Origin of the sequence: Acinetobacter lwoffii, from assembly GCF_024129595.1 — a bacterium.
Lineage (GTDB): Bacteria > Pseudomonadota > Gammaproteobacteria > Pseudomonadales > Moraxellaceae > Acinetobacter > Acinetobacter lwoffii_O.
Window position 1 is genome coordinate 67177 of record NZ_JAMXXS010000009.1, and the last position, 19278, is coordinate 86454.

General features: G+C 42.7%; 17 protein-coding genes. 11 read left to right on the forward strand and 6 right to left on the reverse strand.

The genetic code is table 11. From position 1 onward, the window contains the following. The first annotated feature begins 201 nt into the window (after window positions 1-201). The 3 genes from NI466_RS06670 (at window position 202) to NI466_RS06680 (ending at window position 4548) form a co-directional block, all read left to right on the forward strand. Entirely contained in the window at window positions 202-1473 is a 1272-nt protein-coding gene (locus NI466_RS06670) for a Glu/Leu/Phe/Val family dehydrogenase (protein WP_253101490.1), read from the forward strand. A gap of 347 nt (window positions 1474-1820) precedes the next feature. Then, the gene (gabT, locus tag NI466_RS06675; protein ID WP_253173145.1) at window positions 1821-3083 is read left to right on the forward strand and encodes a 4-aminobutyrate--2-oxoglutarate transaminase; all 1263 of its coding nucleotides are present in this window, start codon (window positions 1821-1823) and stop codon (window positions 3081-3083) included. Between the two features lie 16 nt (window positions 3084-3099). Next, entirely contained in the window at window positions 3100-4548 is a 1449-nt protein-coding gene (locus NI466_RS06680; protein ID WP_253173162.1) for an NAD-dependent succinate-semialdehyde dehydrogenase, read from the forward strand. Between the two features lie 204 nt (window positions 4549-4752). On the opposite strand, the gene NI466_RS06685 is transcribed toward NI466_RS06680, so the two are convergent. From NI466_RS06685 to NI466_RS06695, 3 genes are all read right to left on the reverse strand, one after another. After that, a complete protein-coding gene (locus NI466_RS06685) occupies window positions 4753-5034 on the reverse strand; it encodes a helix-turn-helix domain-containing protein (protein ID WP_253173146.1) in 282 nt (93 codons plus the stop codon). Next, window positions 5027-6331 carry a type II toxin-antitoxin system HipA family toxin gene (locus NI466_RS06690; protein ID WP_253173147.1) on the reverse strand — a complete coding sequence of 435 codons (1305 nt, stop codon included), beginning with the start codon at window positions 6329-6331 and terminating at the stop codon, window positions 5027-5029. Before NI466_RS06690 ends, NI466_RS06685 begins: the two co-directional genes overlap by 8 nt. Window positions 6332-6580: 249 nt before the next feature. Then, window positions 6581-7630 carry a Rieske 2Fe-2S domain-containing protein gene (locus NI466_RS06695; RefSeq protein WP_253173148.1) on the reverse strand — a complete coding sequence of 350 codons (1050 nt, stop codon included), beginning with the start codon at window positions 7628-7630 and terminating at the stop codon, window positions 6581-6583. Window positions 7631-7940: 310 nt separating this feature from the next. Between NI466_RS06695 and puuE the strand changes: the two genes are divergently transcribed. From puuE to NI466_RS06720, 5 genes are all read left to right on the forward strand, one after another. After that, a complete protein-coding gene (gene puuE, locus NI466_RS06700; RefSeq protein WP_253173149.1) occupies window positions 7941-8903 on the forward strand; it encodes an allantoinase PuuE in 963 nt (320 codons plus the stop codon). A gap of 143 nt (window positions 8904-9046) precedes the next feature. Beyond that, the gene (gene uraD / locus NI466_RS06705) at window positions 9047-9550 is read left to right on the forward strand and encodes a 2-oxo-4-hydroxy-4-carboxy-5-ureidoimidazoline decarboxylase (protein WP_253173150.1); all 504 of its coding nucleotides are present in this window, start codon (window positions 9047-9049) and stop codon (window positions 9548-9550) included. Further along, window positions 9547-9867 (forward strand): hydroxyisourate hydrolase, encoded by a 321-nt coding sequence (gene uraH, locus NI466_RS06710; RefSeq protein WP_253148218.1) that lies wholly within the window; start codon window positions 9547-9549, stop codon window positions 9865-9867. The genes uraD and uraH overlap by 4 nt, the downstream gene beginning before the upstream one ends. 30 nt (window positions 9868-9897) lie before the next feature. After that, window positions 9898-11256 (forward strand): nucleobase:cation symporter-2 family protein, encoded by a 1359-nt coding sequence (locus NI466_RS06715; protein WP_253148217.1) that lies wholly within the window; start codon window positions 9898-9900, stop codon window positions 11254-11256. Window positions 11257-11382: 126 nt separating this feature from the next. Next, window positions 11383-12096, forward strand: coding sequence for an outer membrane protein OmpK (locus NI466_RS06720; protein ID WP_253173151.1), 714 nt, complete (start codon window positions 11383-11385; stop codon window positions 12094-12096). A 57-nt stretch (window positions 12097-12153) separates the two neighbouring features. Here the strand turns inward: NI466_RS06720 and NI466_RS06725 are convergent, their stop codons facing one another. Then, window positions 12154-12651 (reverse strand): ureidoglycolate lyase, encoded by a 498-nt coding sequence (locus tag NI466_RS06725; RefSeq protein ID WP_004646920.1) that lies wholly within the window; start codon window positions 12649-12651, stop codon window positions 12154-12156. A gap of 12 nt (window positions 12652-12663) precedes the next feature. Continuing rightward, the gene (alc, locus tag NI466_RS06730; RefSeq protein ID WP_253173152.1) at window positions 12664-13668 is read right to left on the reverse strand and encodes an allantoicase; all 1005 of its coding nucleotides are present in this window, start codon (window positions 13666-13668) and stop codon (window positions 12664-12666) included. A 211-nt stretch (window positions 13669-13879) separates the two neighbouring features. Between alc and hpxO the strand changes: the two genes are divergently transcribed. After that, entirely contained in the window at window positions 13880-15037 is a 1158-nt protein-coding gene (gene hpxO, locus NI466_RS06735; RefSeq protein WP_253173153.1) for an FAD-dependent urate hydroxylase HpxO, read from the forward strand. Between the two features lie 76 nt (window positions 15038-15113). Here hpxO and NI466_RS06740 read toward each other — a convergent pair whose 3' ends face one another. After that, on the reverse strand, window positions 15114-16037 hold the full coding sequence (locus NI466_RS06740; RefSeq protein ID WP_253114039.1) for a LysR family transcriptional regulator: 924 nt from the start codon (window positions 16035-16037) through the stop codon (window positions 15114-15116). A gap of 278 nt (window positions 16038-16315) precedes the next feature. On the opposite strand from NI466_RS06740, the gene NI466_RS06745 reads away from it, so the two are divergent. Further along, window positions 16316-17371, forward strand: a complete 1056-nt coding sequence (locus tag NI466_RS06745) for a Rieske 2Fe-2S domain-containing protein (protein WP_253173154.1) — start codon at window positions 16316-16318, stop codon at window positions 17369-17371. A gap of 723 nt (window positions 17372-18094) precedes the next feature. Next, window positions 18095-19195: a BMP family ABC transporter substrate-binding protein gene (locus NI466_RS06750; protein ID WP_253173155.1), complete on the forward strand. Its 1101-nt coding sequence runs from the start codon at window positions 18095-18097 to the stop codon at window positions 19193-19195. The last annotated feature ends 83 nt before the right edge of the window (window positions 19196-19278 follow it).

The window sequence follows — 19278 nt, forward strand, 5'->3', positions numbered from 1 at the left end:
GCGAGCATACAGGCGGGCAGGCAATATACACAGATACCGATTAAAACTAAAGCGAAAAATCCAGACACTGATTTTGTTAGGAGCTTGCTGAACTGAGACCTGAATCAAGCAATGATTGCCATAACAGGCGAATAGAGATGTGTTGCAGCCGCCAGGACATGCGACTGCATATAACAAAAGGATCATAGAATGAACATGATGATGAAAGGATTGACCTACACCGATCAGGGTACAACGGCCTGGAACAATTATCTTAAGCAACTGGATAAAGTAGCGCCTTATCTGGGTGAACTGAGTGAAAGACTGGATATGCTGCGACGCCCAAAGCGCAGTTTGATTGTCGATGTCCCGGTCATTATGGATGATGGTACGGTTCAGCATTTTGAAGGCTATCGTGTTCAGCACAATTTAACTCGCGGTCCAGGCAAAGGCGGCGTGCGTTTTCATCCAGATGTCAATTTAGATGAGGTGATGGCTCTGTCGGCCTGGATGACGATCAAATGTGCTGCTCTAAATTTACCTTTTGGCGGTGCCAAAGGCGGTGTGCGAGTTGATCCGAGCCAGCTTTCCAAGCGGGAACTGGAACGCTTGACCCGACGTTATACGGCAGAAATCAATTTAATTATTGGACCGCAAAAAGATATTCCGGCGCCGGATGTTGGAACCAATCCGCAAATCATGGCCTGGATGATGGATACGTTTTCCATGAATGCGGGTTCTACGATTACTGGTGTAGTGACCGGAAAGCCGGTTCATTTAGGGGGGTCTTTAGGCCGCAGTAAAGCTACAGGTCGCGGCGTATTTATTAGCGGTCGTGAAGTTGCCCAGCAAATCGGTCTGGATTTAAAAAATGCTCGGGTTTGTGTACAGGGTTTCGGTAATGTGGGCAGTGAAGCTGCGCTGCTTTTCCAGGAAAATGGCAGCAAAGTGATCTGTGTTCAGGACCATTCTGCCACCCTGTATCAGAAAGAGGGGATTGATATTAAAAAGCTGCTTGAATACTCAAATGCCCACCATAAAATTCAGGGATTTTCTACCAGCGATGAAATTTCTGCATCAGCTTTCTGGACCATTCCTGCCGAAGTCTTTATTCCGGCAGCGCTGGAAGGTGTGATTAATACTCAGGTCGCGCAAAATATTCAGACCAAAATGATTCTGGAAGGTGCCAATGGTCCCACTTTGACTGAATCGGATGAAATTCTGAGTGAGCGTCATATTACCGTGGTGCCAGACGTGATCTGCAATGCGGGTGGCGTGACAGTGAGCTATTTTGAATGGGTTCAGGATTTGGCCAGCTACTTCTGGACCGAGGAAGAGATTAATCAGCGTATGGATGCCAGCATGAAAAATGCAGTACAGGATGTATGGCAAAAATCAGTCCAGGCCGGATGTTCTTTGCGTACAGCCGCTTATATTCTGGCTTGTGAGCGTATTTTAATGGCACGTCAGGAACGCGGGATCTATCCGGGTTAAGCGAAGTTTTTGCAAGATGAATTAATCCATAAAAACGACTAGATTTAATCCATGATTACCCATCGTAAATTTTTGCGATGGGTTTTTAAATTGGCTTCTTTATTTAAAAAGGGGCCAATTTTTATTAAAAATATAAATAATTGTTTATAAATAAAATAATTTTAAATTTTGACTCTTTTTCTTATTTTAACCAGACCAATTGGCTCCTTCCATCTGCTGCAAAGTGGCTCTCGTCTCATACGCATAAAAGCGCAAAATGAACAACATCAGCCAGTCTTTGGCAAATTTCTATCCCAAAATCCGGATAGCAAAATTTACAACGTATGAATCAAGAATGAGGATACAAAATGGACAGTAAACACTCAGCACTGAATGCACGTAAACAGCAGGCGACACCACGTGGTGTTGGGGTCATGTGTCAATGGTACGCGGAAAAAGCAGAAAACTCGACCATCTGGGATGCAGAAGGCAATCAATATATCGACTTTGCGGGCGGAATCGCCGTACTGAATACTGGCCATCGTCACCCTAAAATTATTGCTGCGGTCACTGAACAATTAACCAAATTTACCCATACGGCTTATCAGGTTGTACCATACGAGAGTTACGTTGCTCTGGCAGAACGTATCAATGCACGCGCTCCCATCCAAGGTGCTGCAAAAACCTCATTCTTTTCGACTGGTGCTGAAGCTGTCGAAAATGCAGTTAAAATTGCCCGTGCCTATACTGGCCGTCATGGCATTGTGACTTTTGGTAATGGTTTTCATGGCCGTTCATTTATGACGATGGCCATGACTGGTAAAACTGCACCTTATAAACGCGACTTTGGAGTGATGCCTGGTGGTGTTTTCCATGCCCGTTATCCGGTGGAATCCAAAGGCATTAGTGTTGATGATGCAATGCAAAGCATCGAAGATATTTTCGCAGAAGATATTGCTGCGCATGACGTAGCAGCAATTGTGCTTGAACCGGTACAAGGTGAAGGCGGTTTTAATGTGGTGCCAGCAGAATTCCTGAAACGCTTGCGTGTATTATGCGATCAAAACGGCATTTTACTGATTGCTGATGAAGTACAGTCTGGTTTTGCGCGTACAGGTAAACTGTTTGCGATGGATTATTATGAGACCAAGCCAGATCTGATTACGATGGCAAAGAGTCTGGGCGGCGGTTTCCCGATTTCAGGCGTTGTGGGTCGTGCTGAAGTGATGGATGCACCAAATCCGGGTGGATTGGGAGGCACTTATGCAGGTAACCCGGTTGCTGTTGCGGCTGCCCATGCGGTACTGGATATCATTGAAGAAGAAGGTCTTTGTGAAAGAGCGAATGATCTAGGCGCAGAACTGGTTGATGTTTTACATGAACTGAAAATGTCTTCTAGCATGGTCAAAGATATTCGTGCACTGGGCTCAATGGTGGCGGTTGAGCTGGAAACTGCGGAACAGGCAAAAGCTGTACAAAACCATGCCATGCAAAATGGTCTGTTAATCCTGACCTGCGGTCGTTATGGTAATGTAATCCGTTTCCTATACCCGCTCACGATTCCGGCAGAACAGTTCCGTGCGGGATTGGCTATCTTGAAACAAGGGTTTGCAATGTCTGTTGCAGCCTAATGAAAGAGTAATGATCATGCTTCAAGCGCAATATAGAGATTTATTACAGCATCCTGATATCAGCTTCGATCAGCCTGCCACGGGTGAATATATTGAAGTCAGAGATGCAGCAACCCAAGCCACTTTGGCCTGGGTAAAATCCCATGACCGTGCATCTGTAGAACAGCTAATTGCTCGTTCTCAGCAAGCACAGAAAACATGGAAAGCCAAGACAGCACTTGAACGTGCGGATGTGCTTTGGGCCTGGTTCAATCTGATGCAGGAACATAAAGAATCTTTGGCTCAGATTCTGACCGCTGAACAGGGCAAGCCACTGGCTGAGGCGCGTGGTGAAATTGGTTATGCCGCTTCCTTTATCCGCTGGTTTGCCGAGCAGGCGCGCCGTATTGATGGTGACGTGTTGACTCCAACGCTTGCTCACCAACGTTTACTGGTCATTAAACAGGCAATTGGGGTAGCAGCTGCGATCACACCATGGAATTTCCCGGCGGCGATGATTACCCGTAAAGCCGCGCCAGCTCTGGCTGCTGGCTGTTCCATGCTGGTTAAACCGGCTGAACAAACGCCTTTGACCGCCTATGCGCTTGAAGTTTTGGCCTTGCGCGCAGGTTTGCCACAAGATGTATTGCTGCATGTCAGTGGTGATGCGGTTGAAGTGGGTCAGGTCTTATGTGAAAGCGAAACTGTGAAAAAGTTAAGCTTTACCGGTTCAACTCAAGTCGGTCGTATCCTGATGCAGCAATGTGCACCGACCATCAAAAAACTGTCCTTAGAACTTGGTGGCAATGCTCCAGTTCTGGTCTTTGATGACGCCAATCTTGAACAGGCGGTACAGGGCATCATGGCCAGTAAATTCCGGAACAGTGGGCAGACCTGTGTGTGTGCGAACCGGATTTATATACAAGATGGCATTTATGATGCGCTGGTAGAAAAACTGGTGGCTGCCGTTGACAAACTGAAAGTCGGTGATGGCCGTGATGAAGCTTCTACCCAAGGTCCATTAATTGATGAGGCTGCGATTGAAAAAGTGCAGTCACATATTGCCGATGCAGTGAGCAAAGGTGCACAGGTGAAAACCGGTGGACAGCGCTCAAATCTGGGCGGTACATTCTTCGAACCAACGCTTCTGACTGAAGTCACCCAGCAGATGCGTGTGGCAAAAGAAGAAACTTTTGGACCGTTGGCGCCATTATTCCGCTTCAAGACTGAAGAAGAAGCAATTCAGATGGCGAACGATACAGAATTCGGTCTGGCCACGTATGTATTTACCCAAAGTACAGCACGTCAGTGGCGTGTAGGCGAAGCCTTAGAATACGGTATGGTAGGAATTAATACCGGAGCCATCTCTAATGAAGTTGCGCCATTTGGTGGAGTCAAGCAATCAGGGTTAGGCCGTGAAGGGTCTAAATTCGGTATGGATGAATACCTTGAAATGAAATATCTCTGTGTTGATATTTCTTCATAATGATGTTTAAAAAGTAAACTTATTCATTAAAAAACTGATGAGAAAATATCAGCCTCCAGTGAATCCCGTGTTTAATTTAAACCGGGATTCCTGCGATGGAGCAAGGACTCAATAAACAGCTTGGAGGAGGGCATATTTTCAGTTGTTAAGTCATTCTTCTTCTCTAAAATTCCCCTAAATATCAATTAAAGCATCAGATTATCATCAGGATTTAACCCTGATTTCTAACTTTAAACCAAAAGCATCCAGTAATTTCTGCATAGACTTGAGTGTTGGATTGCCTTCAGGTCGTTCCATTTTCTGTAGAGTCTGGGGAGCAATCTTGGTAATTTTAGCCATGTCGTTGAGTGTGAGGTGCAACTCGGTACGAATGAAGCGAGCAACCTGATGAAAAGGCCAGTCAGGATTGTTACTGACGGTTTCAAGTACAGATAATCTCTTTTGCATCTGTTGAATCGGAGTCAGTGGCTTGAAGCGTTTATCCATAATTCAGCTCCTCCAATTGTTGGCAAATATTATCAATTCGATACTGGCTATTTTCCAGAATTTCAGGTGCCAATTGCAGATACTGCATGTGCTCGAGTAATCCCTGATAAAGTGGTAATTGTTCGATTAACACCGCTTTGATTTCTTTTGGATCAATCATCGTGCTTTCGGCGATCTGTTCAATGACTGAATGCCAAATTGGCATACCACCATGATCATCTCGCTCCCAACGCGTAGTTCGGGCAATACCATCTGGATGTAGCCACATCGGCGCAAAATCAAATAATGGGGTTAGTCGAATGATTCCATTATTGAAACGTTGAATCGCTGTATTACGGGTATGATTGTCCTTATTGCCTAAAGCGACATTGGCAAGATCACGCTTCAAATATTCAAAGATTTCCTGTTTTGGTTCAGTACAGCATTGCATCAACAGGCTACAGATCTGGTTATGGGTCATTCTTACCCCAAAACCGGCTTTTCCTCCCAGAGAAGCAATACTTTCCTGGGCAATTCTTTCAACCTTCCCATCGCTGACTTTACGGTCAAATCGGGGAATAAATAAAGTCTTACCATGCAGCTCCAGTTCCTGATGAACACGAAGTCCCAGGTATTGGGCAATTTTCATATATAAGGCTTCGTGCATCAAAATTTTATCTAGGTTCTGATCACTGCCACGACTGAATTTCACCAGCCAATGCTGTTTGACCTGATGATCTGTCAGCGTGTGATCCAGATAGAACAGGTCATCATGACCTTGAGTCAGCAGTAATTTTGGCCACTCGCCCTGAATACCAGAAGAGCCGGCAATAAAAAGTCCATAAGAGGCTAAGGATTCAATAAAGTTTTCTTGACGTTCTACGACTTGGTCTAGGCTAAAGCCATGATTCTGCTGAACAGGAAACTGCCCCTGTAGCCATTCATAAGCCTCTTTAATCCGTAAATTACCAATCGGATTACCTGCACCCGCTTTTAGAAGCGCCCAGTCTGCTTGTTCCTGAGTGTTTTCAGAAAAATTAAGCTGACGGAGTAATTCTTTACGGCCATAACCTTGAGGTAACAAATCCATCAGGAAGGCTGGCCAGGTAGATTGCAAGGTATTTTGCACATTTACTGGTAAATGATAGGCAAGTGCATGCCCATCGCTTAGGTGCATATAAGAAATAGCATATTCAAACAGATATGAGGTTCGCGTGGCGGCTTGCCATCCAGTCTGTTGTTGACCGACAATCTCAACAATAGCGCAATCCAGCCATTCATCTTCCTGATAAATCTGCAGTGTGCAATATTGATCCATAATTTTATTAAAATAGTAAAGTAAAGTGATTTTATTTATTATATACCTATTTTGATAAAAAACTAATTTTATCTTCTTAAAGTTCTTTATCGTTCTAAAAGGCCTTATCTTCACCAGAATACAAGGCTTATGAGGCTATATAACAAGATGTATCCTCATAGAAATCAATATATAACCCAATTAATTTTTAAATATCAGAGGAGCTCTAACCCTGGTTATTTATTATGAATCTTTCTTTTGAATAAAATTTTAAGCAGCAAATAAAGGACTAAATCCCCGTTTACGTAGTAATTTTCGGTACATACTCGAGCTTCGATCTGCCGGAAAATGCGCTTCTAAAGATAAGTCCAGAGGTAAATATTCAGGTTTCTGATTTTCTACAATCACACGATCTTCCTCGAAAATTTTCATATTAAAGGCATAGGCATCTTCAACCGGTAAATCTTTATCATAATTGCGGCAAATAGGTGCAAAAAGTCGTGTTGAACGCGCAGTCATGGGTGAAGCCGCATTCATGATGACCTGCTTGGCATGATTTGGAAAATGAATCGTAAGTGTTGCAGTAAAGGGTAGGCTCACTTCAAAATGACGTAACCATTTAAAATCTTCCTGGCCACGCTGCTCGATTCCGATCGGATAACGTCCCACACTGCTGATATAATCTGCATTAAAACCGACCTCCGTTTCTGTCGTACTGTAATCAGGAACTTCTACATCCTCCTGATCGCCAAAAGTGTCTGGATGCACCCAGGCAAAATGAGCCACATCAATAAAACCTTCGAGCTGTCTTCCTGCAAAACATTGAATGTCTATCTGAGGGCAGACCAGTTGCTGATACTCAGCATCATCCCAAAAAGGCATGTTAGGAATATGAGGTTCTGCATCTTTTGTAGCGCTTAATGAACACCAGATCAGACCATACTTTTCTACCGCAGCATAAGTTTTCAAATGGAAACGTTCCGATATTTTATGCTGAGGATGTGCAGGAATACGGTTGCATTTACCTTCATTGCCAAAGCGTAAACCGTGATAACGACACACCACGCCTTGGCCGTCATTTTTTCCCAAGCTTAAAGGTACACCGCGATGCGGACATGCATCTTTCGCCACCACCAGTTCATCGTTCATTTTATAAATCACCAGAGGCATATCAAGCAGCATGCTACTTGTTGGCTGATCTGTAATATCACGCGCAAGTGCAATCGGATACCAGTACTGAGCCAAAAGATGCCAGTCATGTTCCTCGAATGTCATATGGACTGGTAAGTCGGGACTAAAAGCGGCGATATTTGTATTCATAATGGGTTCTGTGTCATGACCTTTAGCTGGACTATAAAACAGCAAGGTGTTCTATGAAATTTCAATTAATAGGACATAGGATTGCATAAATCAGAACACTGACCGGCGATTGAAAACAAATAAGCATCTTTCTAGGTTTTTTATATTCAACCACGCAAATATTGAGATGGGATATTTCTAAGCTTAAATTTCGCTGAAAATATTTTTTTAAAAAGCGTGCTCTCAGTTTCAATGCTCTAGTTTGGCGCATAAATTGCTTATCACGCGTATAGAAAATTGATCATTTACTCAGAATCGACAAGGAATTGATGTGACGACTAGCTACTTACGCGGACAAGAACTTATTGACAGCATTCGCAGTGCACCTTATTCGCGTGACCTGATTGGCTATTATGGTGAACCACCAAAAGTGCAATGGCCAAACGGCGCGCGTGTCGCGGTACAGTTTGTACTGAATTATGAAGAAGGTGGTGAAAACCACATTGAACATGGTGATACAGGATCAGAAAAGTTTTTATCTGAAATCATTGGTGCTGCCAGCTTTCCAGATAAACATATGTCGATGGATTCGATGTACGAATATGGTTCACGTGCAGGCTTCTGGCGGATTCATCAGGAGTTCCAGAAACGTGGTTTGCCGATGACTATCTTTGGGGTCGGCATGGCATTGGTACGTAATCCTTATGTGGTCGAGGCGATTAAAGCAGCCGATTATGATGTCGTTTCACATGGTCAGCGCTGGCTACATTATCAGGACATGCCGATTGAAATGGAACGCCAATATATGGATCAGGCGGTCAGCGTTCTGGAAAGCCTGTTTGGTGAAGCACCGATCGGCTGGTATACCGGTCGGGACAGTCCGAATACCCGTCAACTTCTGGCTGATTTTCCTCAAATCAAATATGACGCTGATTACTATGGGGATGACTTGCCATTTTGGAGCACCTTGACCAATCAGGCAGGGGAAACACGTTCGCATTTGATTATTCCTTATAGCCTGGATAGCAATGACATGAAATTCAGTTCACCTGGCGGTTTTAATAGCGGGGAACAGTTTTATCAATATCTCAAAGATGCTTTTGATGTGCTCTATACCGAAGGTGAAACTGCGCCAAAAATGCTGTCGATTGGCATGCACTGCCGTATTTTAGGACGGCCGGGACGTTTTAAAGCACTACAAAAGTTCCTAGATTATATTCAGAATCATGACAAGGTCTGGATTTGCCGCCGTGGGGATATTGCCGAGCACTGGTATAACCATCATGCGCCATAATCATAAAATATATTGGAAAAGATCATTTTAGATGCTCTTTTTTGAGTCATGTACTTTATAAAAATAACAAACACATCAGCTTTGGCACTGTTATTGCAAAACCAGTTTTAAATAACCAAGCAATATAATCAGGCGATTGAAGAGTGCAACTTGTTGAATTTAATCAAGCATCAGCAGAAGATGCGAAGACCTTTTTAAAGCACTGTGTGCAAATACCCAGCTGGTCGACCGAGCTTGCCGCAAAACGTCCTTATGCATCGCTTGAAGAGGTTTTGGGTGCAGCGCAACAACAAACGGCAACCTGGAGTTGGGATGAGATTAAAACTGCACTGGATAATCATCCCCGTATAGGTGAAAAACAGGCACAGGCTGAATTGAGTGAAATAGAAAAAGACTTTTCCCATCGTGAGCAATCCGGCATTACAGCAGATGACGATACCCAGCTCGCGCTGCTTAAAGGCAATCTTGCCTATGAAAAAAAATATGGGTTTATCTTTCTGATCAAAGCTGCTGGATTGAGCAGTGAAGACGTCCTTCAAGCCCTGAACTATCGTTTGCTAAATGACCCAGAGATTGAGAAACGTATTGTCCATCATCAACTGGCAGAAATTGCCTTGTCACGACTGGCTCAGGAGCTTCATGCATGATTAGCACGCATATTTTAGATACACATCTGGGAAAACCTGCGACAGACGTGGTCATTCGACTTTTTGCTGAAGACGGTCGCCTGATTAGGGAAGCAAAAACCAATGCAGACGGCCGCGTCAGTGATTTCGGCATGACCGAGTTTAAAGCGGGTGCCTATAGTCTTGAGTTCTTTACATCTGCATATTTTGAAGGTTTGGGTTTAGAAACTTTTTTTCCTAAAGCAGTTATTCATTTTTATGTAAAAGATGCATCACAGCATTTTCATATTCCTTTACTGATCAGCCCATTCGCGTACTCCACATATCGCGGAAGCTGATTTTAGCTTTTAACTTTGAGGGTGAGAAAAATGACAGAACAAAGTAAAACAATATCACCTGAACATGAATATTTAGGTGCGGGAAAAAGTGCAGCTTACGGTTTGCAACACGTACTGACTATGTATGGCGGAATTATTGCACCACCTTTAATCGTGGGAACGGCCGCCGGTCTGGAAGCTTATCAAATTGGATTATTGATTGCGGCGGCGCTATTTGTCGGTGGTTTAGCCACAATTTTGCAAACAGTTGGAGTGAAATATATCGGTGCGAAATTACCTTTAGTACAAGGAGTTTCTTTTGCCGGGGTTGCGACGATGGTCGCGATTGTGACCACAGGCGGTGGTTTGCAAGCAGTTTACGGTGCGGTCATTGTCGCCTCATTGATCGGTTTTTTCCTCGCGCCTTATTTCTCCAAAATTATCCGTTTCTTTCCACCAGTCGTGACAGGCTGCGTCATTACTATCATTGGTTTGTCTTTATTACCTGTAGCAGTCCGCTGGATGATGGGCGGCAATCCCAAGGCACCAGAATGGGGAAGTGTCGAAAATATTGGTCTGGCACTCATGACTTTAGCTTTAGTCGTCTGGCTGAATTTGAGCCGACATGCTGCTATTCGTCGCTTGTCTATTTTACTGGCAATTGTTTTAGGTTCAGTACTGGCTTATTTATTCGGTTTTGGTGATTTCTCTAAAGTTGCGAATGGAACATGGATTCAGGTACCCAGCTTCTTCGCCTTTGGACTACCGACTTTTGAGCTCACTGCCATCATTTCCATGCTTATCGTTACGCTAGTGATTATGACTGAAACCACAGCAGATATTATTGCAGTGGGTGAGATTGTCGGAACCCAGGTAGATTCGGAACGTATTTCCAATGGCTTGCGTGCCGATATGCTCTCCAGTGCAGTAGCGCCTGTTTTTGGTTCTTTTATGCAAAGTGCTTTTGCGCAAAATGTCGGCTTGGTGGCGATTACCGGAATTAAAAGCCGCTTTGTGGTCGCAGCTGGGGGCATGATTTTAGTCGTGCTGGGTTTACTGCCCATTATGGGACGTTTGATTGCTGCCATTCCTGTACCGGTATTAGGTGGTGCAGGTCTGGTACTTTTTGGAACAGTCGCTGCCAGCGGGATTCGTACCTTGGCTAAAATTGATTATAACGAGCAAAAAAATCTCATCATTGTTGCGACGGCTATTGCAGCCGGCATGATTCCAATTATTGATCATTCCTTTTATGCCAATTTTCCAAAATGGGTACAAACCTTATTTCATTCAGGCATTAGCTCAACCTGTTTAATGGCCATTTTACTCAACCTGTTGTTCAATCATCTGAACCTATTTAAAAATAAAAGCACAGCGACTACAGAAATTGTGGCAAAGATTCCACATTAGAAAATTTAAACCAGGATGAAAACAGTCCAGAAAATGGGCTGTTTTTTTATCAAAAATTAAAAATGTTGGCTTTGTTTTTGCTTAATTCAGAATGTGATTTTTTCATTCCACTGGGGACCCTTATTTATGAAATTCACTCAACTTACTGCTGCAACTTTACTTGTATTGGGTGCGGCATCCGCACAGGCAAAACCGATCTGGCAAGACTTCAGTGTCACCGGACTTTATGGAGAAAACTATGAGGTGGTCAATGAGAAACAGGCGACTGCGACCTTTGAATATACGGCAAAAATAAAATATGCAGATGTCTTCTTCTTCATTGACCGCATGCGCGGCGCAGATGACTTTAAATCCAGTTATTTTGAATTTTCACCACGTTTAAGCTTGGGAGAAGTATCAGGCCAGAAACTTGCCTTTGGCCCGGTTAAAGATGTACTGGTCTCAACGACCTGGGAAGGTGGAGAAGGTTTTGATAACTTCCTCTACGGCGTAGGTTTCGATCTGGAAATTCCCTATTTCCGCTATGCTAGCATTAATCTTTATCGCGTGAATAATGAGAATATTGATGATGATTACCAGTTGACACTGACCTACGGCGTGCCAATTAAACTGGGAACTGAAGAATTTCTGGTGGATGGCTTCTTGGACTGGTCTACAGAAGAAGATACTCATGACAGCGAGATGAACTGGACCACCCAATGGAAATGGAATGTCGGTAAACACATTTCTCCAGACACCAATTTATATCTGGGGATTGAACATTCTATCTGGAACAACAAATTCGGTATCCCAAATGCCGATGAAAATAATGTCAGTGCTTTAGTGAAATATCACTTCTAGGCAAAGTGATGAAGAAATAAGTTAAAAGCCCTGATAAAAGGGCTTTTTTTAATGCGTTTAAAATACGATCTGGATGTTTTCAGGAAAAGGATGAACATCACAATTTGATCCGCTACCTATACGATCCACTACGACAAACTCGCTGGGTGCTTCAAGGGTCAATAATGGATGATGCCAGGTTCCGGCACGATAATTTATCCCTTGAGAACCATCACTGATAAATACCTGAATCTGACTAATATCGGGCTGTGTATAATCAAGTTCAGGCGCTACAACGATTAAAAATTGCTGGCCGTGCATCGGAATAAAAGCCTGTGATCCTAGAGGATGCCTTTCCAGCATTGAGATTTGAAAAGGAATTGCCGTAGCTTGCATATTTCTAAAAATACTCAGTCCGACCTTGGTGTCACTTTCTACTTCAGCCAGGGCATGATAACGCTCAGTCTGCTGCTCATTGATATGAAAATAATGATTACCCTGACAGGCAATGACTTCTCCAAAAGGCAGAAAACTTTCAGTGCTTAAAGGCTGTATTTTTATACTTTGCATAGACATATCATTGATCACTCAAGCCAATTTCCCCCAGAGACGAATCCGGCTGATGCCACCGTCCGGAATCATGTTGACACGAATATGGGAAATTTTTTCGTGTTGTAAAATTTCATTGATGTAATGATGAATATGATCCATTTGCATAGGTTGGGCTGCTAACAAAAAAGGCCAGAACATGCTTTGTGGAATGAGTTGCTCATCGGTTGCATCCTCAACATAGATGGCTTGAATAGAAACCTCTGCAGGGAAATTTCCCTTAAAATGGGCGGTATCAATTTCAATTTTCTCGATTCGGGCACTGGCGCCTAAAGCCAAAATGCACCAGTCAAATCCTGGAGCACGACGCCGTTTGGTTTCCCAGCCATCGCCCATGTTAATGCCACGTCCCGGATTAATCAGATTGCGTGGATGTCCAAAATGCGCATCGCTATAGGCAACGACACGGCCACCATGTTCGAGTGCCAAGACATCTAGCACTTGATCACGATCTTGCAGATCGATTTTTACCTGGCCATAGACCTTAAAACGTGCAATTCCACCGTCAGGATAAATATTCAAACGGACATGGGTAAATATCTGCTTTGCTGAAATCTGAAAAATATGATGTTGGCTGGGTCCCAAGACATTATTTTCCAGAATGCTGATCCATTCTGCCTGATCAAGATTTCCATCTGGCGCATAACATGCTTGTACAGCAGCAGAGGCCGGATAATTACCACTAAAAAAAGTCGTATCAATATCCAGTGCCTGGATTTGACCCGAAACAGCAAGTTTAATGATGGCCCAATCATAGCCCGCGTGGCGCTTGCGACGAGTTTCCCAGCCATCCATCCATTTGCCATGCTCATCAAACTTGTCTTCGATAAAGACCGGTGTCTCAAACTGCAACATGCGTTTCGCTTCAGCAAAAAACTCATCTGAACATTCAAGAATTTCTGCGCCAATTCGCGCATCTGCAAGGTTAGTTAACTGCTGTACTGGAGCAGGCAGATCAAAAATTGGAGCTAATAAGGTCGCCATCTTAAATTTCCATCATCATTGTTATACGTCACATGAATATGCACTTTTATAAACCCAGATTTGATTCTGTATTTATAAAACAGGACATTGAAGGAATTTAAAAGCACAGCGTATGCCAACTTTCGCAATTTTTTTAGTGCATCTTTTTTCAAGGATGGCACGTTTTTAGCATTTTAGCTGGCAATGAAGATGAAATAGCCAGGAGAAATAGATGGAAATTGCAATTATTGGGGCAGGTATGGGCGGATTAACCACAGGAATTGCACTAAAAAAGTTCGGACATCGGGTCACCATTTATGAGCAGGCAGAACAGATTTTACCTGTCGGTGCTGCAATTTCCTTGTGGTCAAACGGGGTGAAGTGTTTGAACTATCTGGGCTTAACTGAGCAGGTTGCAAAGTTGGGTGGCCAAATGAATGACTTAGCCTATATCGATGGTTTGAATGGTGAGGTCATGACGCAGTTTAGTCTGGCGCCGTTAATTGAAGAAGTCGGTCAACGTCCATATCCGGTATCGCGTGCTGAATTACAAAATATGTTAATGGACGAGTTTGGCCGGCAGGATATTCAGCTCGGTAAAAAAATGGTGTCTATTGAGGATAAGGGGCAGCACGTCGAAATCGGTTTTCAGGATGGCAGCACTGCTTCTGCAGAACTCTTAATTGGCGCAGATGGTACCCATTCCATGACGCGTCAGTATGTATTGGGCAAACAGGTTGAACGCCGTTATGCCGGCTATGTGAACTGGAACGGACTGATTGAGATCTCTGAAGATTTAGCGCCCGCACAGCAGTGGACCACTTTTGTCGGTGAAGGCAAACGTGCTTCACTGATGCCTGTGGCAGAGCATCGCTTTTATTTCTTCTTTGATGTGCCATTGCCCGTAGGTCTGGAAAATCAGCGTTCGGAATATAAGATCTTATTAAAGCAATATTTCTCTGGCTGGTGCTCCCAGGTTCAATGCCTGATTGACAGTATTGATGAGCAGAAAACCAATCGTGTCGAAATCCATGATATTGAGCCTTTTAACCAGTTTTATAAGGGCCGTGTGGTAATTTTAGGGGATGCGGCACATAGCACCACACCGGATATCGGGCAGGGAGGTTGCCAGGCAATGGAAGATGCGGTCTATCTGGCACGTGCCTTACAAATTAATACGCTAGGTCTGGAAGATGCCCTGAAACGTTATCAGAATAAACGCAATGAACGCGCCAATGAATTGCTGCTACGTGCACGTAAGCGTTGTGATGTCACGCATATGAAAGATGAGCAAATTACCAAAGACTGGTATGCAGACCTACGGAAAGAACAAGGCCCACATATTATGAAAGGCATTATTAGCAATATTGTGGGTAATCCATTGGATTAAGTCTAATTAATAGCATCACATATCGAGAAACCGCGATTTTAGCCATCGCGGTTTTTGTTATTTAAGTATGAAAATACTACAGTTGCTGCACCTTGCTTTTTAAGGTTTCCATTTGTTCAATCATATGTTTAATCATCAACTGGGAAACGCGTGAAATTTGGCGTTTAGGCGCCACACACAAGGCAATGGTCAGCGGATGCAGCCCTTTTTCAGAGATAGGTTTAAAGACCACTTCATCTCGCTCGACATACGGTAAAACATCGAGATAACTAAAAATTCCAATCCCGGAATTCGCCTTAATGAGAGTATTCATCAGGCGTATATCATTCGATTCCGTTTTACGTGCAGGTATAAATTGATGATGTTTATACAATGCCTGTACATAATCATGAATAATCAGGGGTTCGGCCGGAATAAAATGGTTGTCATTCAAGGTATCTGAAAAATAAATCTTTTCTGCTTGAGCAAAAGGATGAGACTTACCCATCACAAAACCTAAAGGCAGTTCCAGAAAATAGAGGACTTCAATATGTTGATGGGATTTTGGATTCAGGATCAGGCCAAAATCCAGATCTGCCTCAATCACTTTTTTGGCTACAATTTCACTGTCTGCAACCCGGATATTAAAATTAATCCAGGGATAATGTTCATACATATATTGCACGGACTGCATGACAAAACCATCATTCAAGGCAGAAATTAAACCAAATTCGATGGTCCCACGCGTAAGCCCCTGAATTTCATCAAAGCGAATCCGGGTTTGCTGGAATTCTTTTTGCCATTTTATAACATCGGCATAGAGTAATTCGCCCGCCAGTGTCAGTTTTAAACCATTGGGCAAGCGCTCAAATAACATAATTCCCAGTTCTTCTTCAGCCAGAGCAATTTGCCGATGTACTGCAGACACGGAAATGAATAATTGATCTGCGGCCTTGCGTAAACTTCCCGTTTTCGCCACCGCGATAAAATATTCTGAAAATCGGGAAAAAGGCGTATTCATCAATTTAGTCAAGCAAGTACCACCGTTTATTTATATCAATATTTGAGATAAACGTGTTTATGCGAGTTTTATGCCAAAGAAGGTAGCTTTAATCGGCAAGTACATTTGTACATGGTTGATGTGTTCTAATTTTAAGAATGAATAGTACGAATCATTCTAATAGACAGAATGACAATAAATTAAGTAATTTCAATCATAAGCAAAGCCAAAATTGCACAGTTCTGTACTGTTCAAGGCCTGTAAAAAGAGACCATCCACAGTAAGAATATAGGTTTGATATGAACGCCATTCCAGTCATCAATTTATTCAACAAACCCTGCTATAGCCAGTTTGATGATCAGGACTGGGAAATTCTGGCTCGTCACTGGTATCCGGTTGCACGGATTCAGGACGTTTCTACCCAACCGCAACAAGTAACCCTGCTTGATGTCAAACTTGCACTGTATAAAACAGACAGTGGTGCAATTCACCTGGTTCGTGATCTCTGTCCACACCGGGGCGTACCCTTAACCAAAGGCTGGGTTTCGGGTGAAAATCTGGTCTGTCCTTATCATGGCTTACACTACAATGGCCAGGGAAAATGTATCAAAATTCCTGCACAACCCGAGCTGACCAACATTTCTGAGCGCTTTTCTCTGACCAAATTTCCAGTAGTGCAAAAATATGGCTTGATCTGGACCAGTATTTTTGGCCGTGACGAAGCAAAAGCCAATTTTCCTGTTTTAGATACCTGGGAGATGCCAGATCATCAGGCAATTTTACCGCCGTTTGTGGATATTGGCGGCTCAAGTGGCCGTCAACTGGAAGGCTTTATTGATGTTGCACATTTTGCCTGGGTTCATCAGGGTTCTTTCGCAGATCCTGAAAATCAGGTTGTACCCAAATACACGACAGAACGTACAAATTACGGCCTGCATACCGAATATGTCAGCAGTGTCAGCAACTACCCACATAGTATGCAAGATTTGGCACCGGAAGGTTTTTTGTGGAAACGTGTATTTGATGTTTATCCACCGTTTTCTGCAGTACTGACCGTACATTTCCCCAAACAGGGACAATTAAAAATTCTCAATGCCTGTTGTCCGGTTTCACATAATAAAACCCGTTTATTTGTGCCACTGACACGCAACTTCGATACCACAGGAGATTTACAGGCAGTATATGACTTCAATGCACAAATTTTTGCCGAAGATCAGGACATGGTAGAAAGCCAGAAACCTGAAGAATTACCGCTCGATATTTCCATGGAAGCGCATTTTGAAGCAGATCGCTCTTCAACGACCTATCGTCGAATCTTAGCTGAGTGGGGATTAAGTAAACGTTATGTGGTCTAATATATTTTAAAATTAAAAAATATAGATTAAATTTTAAATAGAAACCCTATATTCTAATATGGTGGTTTTTATTTATATTATTTTTAAATAATAAAAATATTATTTATATTTCCTTATTCTTTGATTAAAAATGAGTAATATTGTTAAAATTTAGAAATTAAAATAAATCAATCTAGGCAAGCTTCGATTAGCGAGTTCCCACCTCCTTCAATGAGGAGAGAAAATAAAAATATCTACAGAACATCATCCTTTCGGCGCATTACAAGCTAAACCCAACTATCAAAAAAACTATTAATATATTTAAATATTAATAATTTATATCAAAAACAATTCCACTCCCTCAATGAGTCTCAATACATGATTCTATCATCTACATCTATCTTTGCTCATGAAAAATATGAAGCTTGGATTAAAAAAAGGAATGCGCAAATTTAAGGCATTTTATTTTATCGCACCACTAATAAGCAAAAATAAAAAATAAATCCATTTGATAAATTAAATCCCCTATCAATCATAAAATAAGCTTTTATAAATTTAATATCATTACGCCTTAATTAAATTATAAAAACAAAAAACATTTTATTTTAAAACCCTATTTTTATTATTTTTGATAAAAACTGGAATGCTTATTGCTAATTATATATTGGACAGACTGAGCATATTTGCGTGAAGTCATTTTAAAGCATGTGTTGCATAACACAGAACAACCAAGAGCAGAATAGAATGAAAGAAAAAAATAGCTTGAAAACCGGATTGAAAAAATTGGTAGGGGTATTAATGGCAAGTGGTGTAATGGGCATGGCCGCTGTCGCCAATGTTCAGGCCCAAGATAAAGCCGCATTTGTTTATATTGGCCCAACCAGCGACCATGGCTGGACTTATTCTCATGACCAGGGTCGCATCAAGGCTGAAAAAACCCTCGCTGGTAAATATAAGACTTCTTATATCGAAAATGTCCCTGAAACAGCAGATGCCGAACGTGTGATCCGCAACCTGGCACAACAAGGCAATAAAGTCATTTTTGCGACTTCATTTGGTTATATGAATGCAATGGAGAAAGTATCCAAGCAATTTCCAAATACAGTATTTATGCATGCAACCGGTTATAAGCAGGGCAAAAATTTAGGGGTCTACGATGTCCGTACCTATGAAGGCGCTTATATGCTGGGTGTGGTCGCAGGGCAAAAAACCAAAAATAATGTTTTGGGTGTAGTTGCGTCTTTTCCGATTCCTGAAGTTATCCGTAATATCAATGCCTATACACTCGGCGCACAAAGTGTAAATCCCCAAATTAAAACCAAAGTCATTTGGGTGAATTCATGGTTTAACCCGGGCAAAGAACGTGATGCAGCCTTGGCATTGATTGCTCAAGGTGCAGATGTGCTGATGCAAAATACCGATTCTCCGGCAGTGGTACAGGCGGCTGAACAAAAAGGTGTCTTTGCTTTTGGCTGGGACTCTGACATGAGCAAATTTGGCCCTAAAGCGCATCTTGCCGCATCGGTTTTACATTGGGAAAAAATTTACACCCCGGTAATGATGCAAGTCAGCAATAAAACCTGGAAACCAAGTGCAATGTGGTACGGCGTGAAACAAAAAGCAGTCGATATTGAAAGCTTTGGTCCTTCCGTGTCGGCAGCCTCTAAAGCAAAAGCACTCAGCGTACGTGACGGTATTTTAAAAGGCACATTGCATCCATTTACCGGCCCGATTCATAAACAGGATGGCACATTGGTCTTGGCAAAGGGCAAGCGCCTAGATGATGCGGCACTAAGCAAAATGAATTACTACGTGAAGGGCGTAGAGGGTTCATTACCGAAATAAAGCTTTGTCATTTTGCAATTCAAAAAACTTTAAATACTTTGATGTACTTTCCCGCATCCATCTGAATGCCTGCACGCTTCAGA

Coding starts and splice junctions, on each gene's coding strand:
- NI466_RS06680 (WP_253173162.1), top strand. CDS start 3,100: ATGCTTCAAGCGCAATATAGAGATTTATTACAGCATCCTGATATCAGC.
- NI466_RS06670 (WP_253101490.1), top strand. CDS start 202: ATGAAAGGATTGACCTACACCGATCAGGGTACAACGGCCTGGAACAAT.
- NI466_RS06745 (WP_253173154.1), top strand. CDS start 16,316: ATGAACGCCATTCCAGTCATCAATTTATTCAACAAACCCTGCTATAGC.
- NI466_RS06720 (WP_253173151.1), top strand. CDS start 11,383: ATGAAATTCACTCAACTTACTGCTGCAACTTTACTTGTATTGGGTGCG.
- NI466_RS06725 (WP_004646920.1), bottom strand. CDS start 12,651: ATGTCTATGCAAAGTATAAAAATACAGCCTTTAAGCACTGAAAGTTTT.
- uraH (WP_253148218.1), top strand. CDS start 9,547: ATGATTAGCACGCATATTTTAGATACACATCTGGGAAAACCTGCGACA.
- NI466_RS06740 (WP_253114039.1), bottom strand. CDS start 16,037: ATGAATACGCCTTTTTCCCGATTTTCAGAATATTTTATCGCGGTGGCG.
- hpxO (WP_253173153.1), top strand. CDS start 13,880: ATGGAAATTGCAATTATTGGGGCAGGTATGGGCGGATTAACCACAGGA.
- alc (WP_253173152.1), bottom strand. CDS start 13,668: ATGGCGACCTTATTAGCTCCAATTTTTGATCTGCCTGCTCCAGTACAG.
- NI466_RS06685 (WP_253173146.1), bottom strand. CDS start 5,034: ATGGATAAACGCTTCAAGCCACTGACTCCGATTCAACAGATGCAAAAG.
- NI466_RS06715 (WP_253148217.1), top strand. CDS start 9,898: ATGACAGAACAAAGTAAAACAATATCACCTGAACATGAATATTTAGGT.
- gabT (WP_253173145.1), top strand. CDS start 1,821: ATGGACAGTAAACACTCAGCACTGAATGCACGTAAACAGCAGGCGACA.
- NI466_RS06695 (WP_253173148.1), bottom strand. CDS start 7,630: ATGAATACAAATATCGCCGCTTTTAGTCCCGACTTACCAGTCCATATG.
- NI466_RS06690 (WP_253173147.1), bottom strand. CDS start 6,331: ATGGATCAATATTGCACACTGCAGATTTATCAGGAAGATGAATGGCTG.
- NI466_RS06750 (WP_253173155.1), top strand. CDS start 18,095: ATGAAAGAAAAAAATAGCTTGAAAACCGGATTGAAAAAATTGGTAGGG.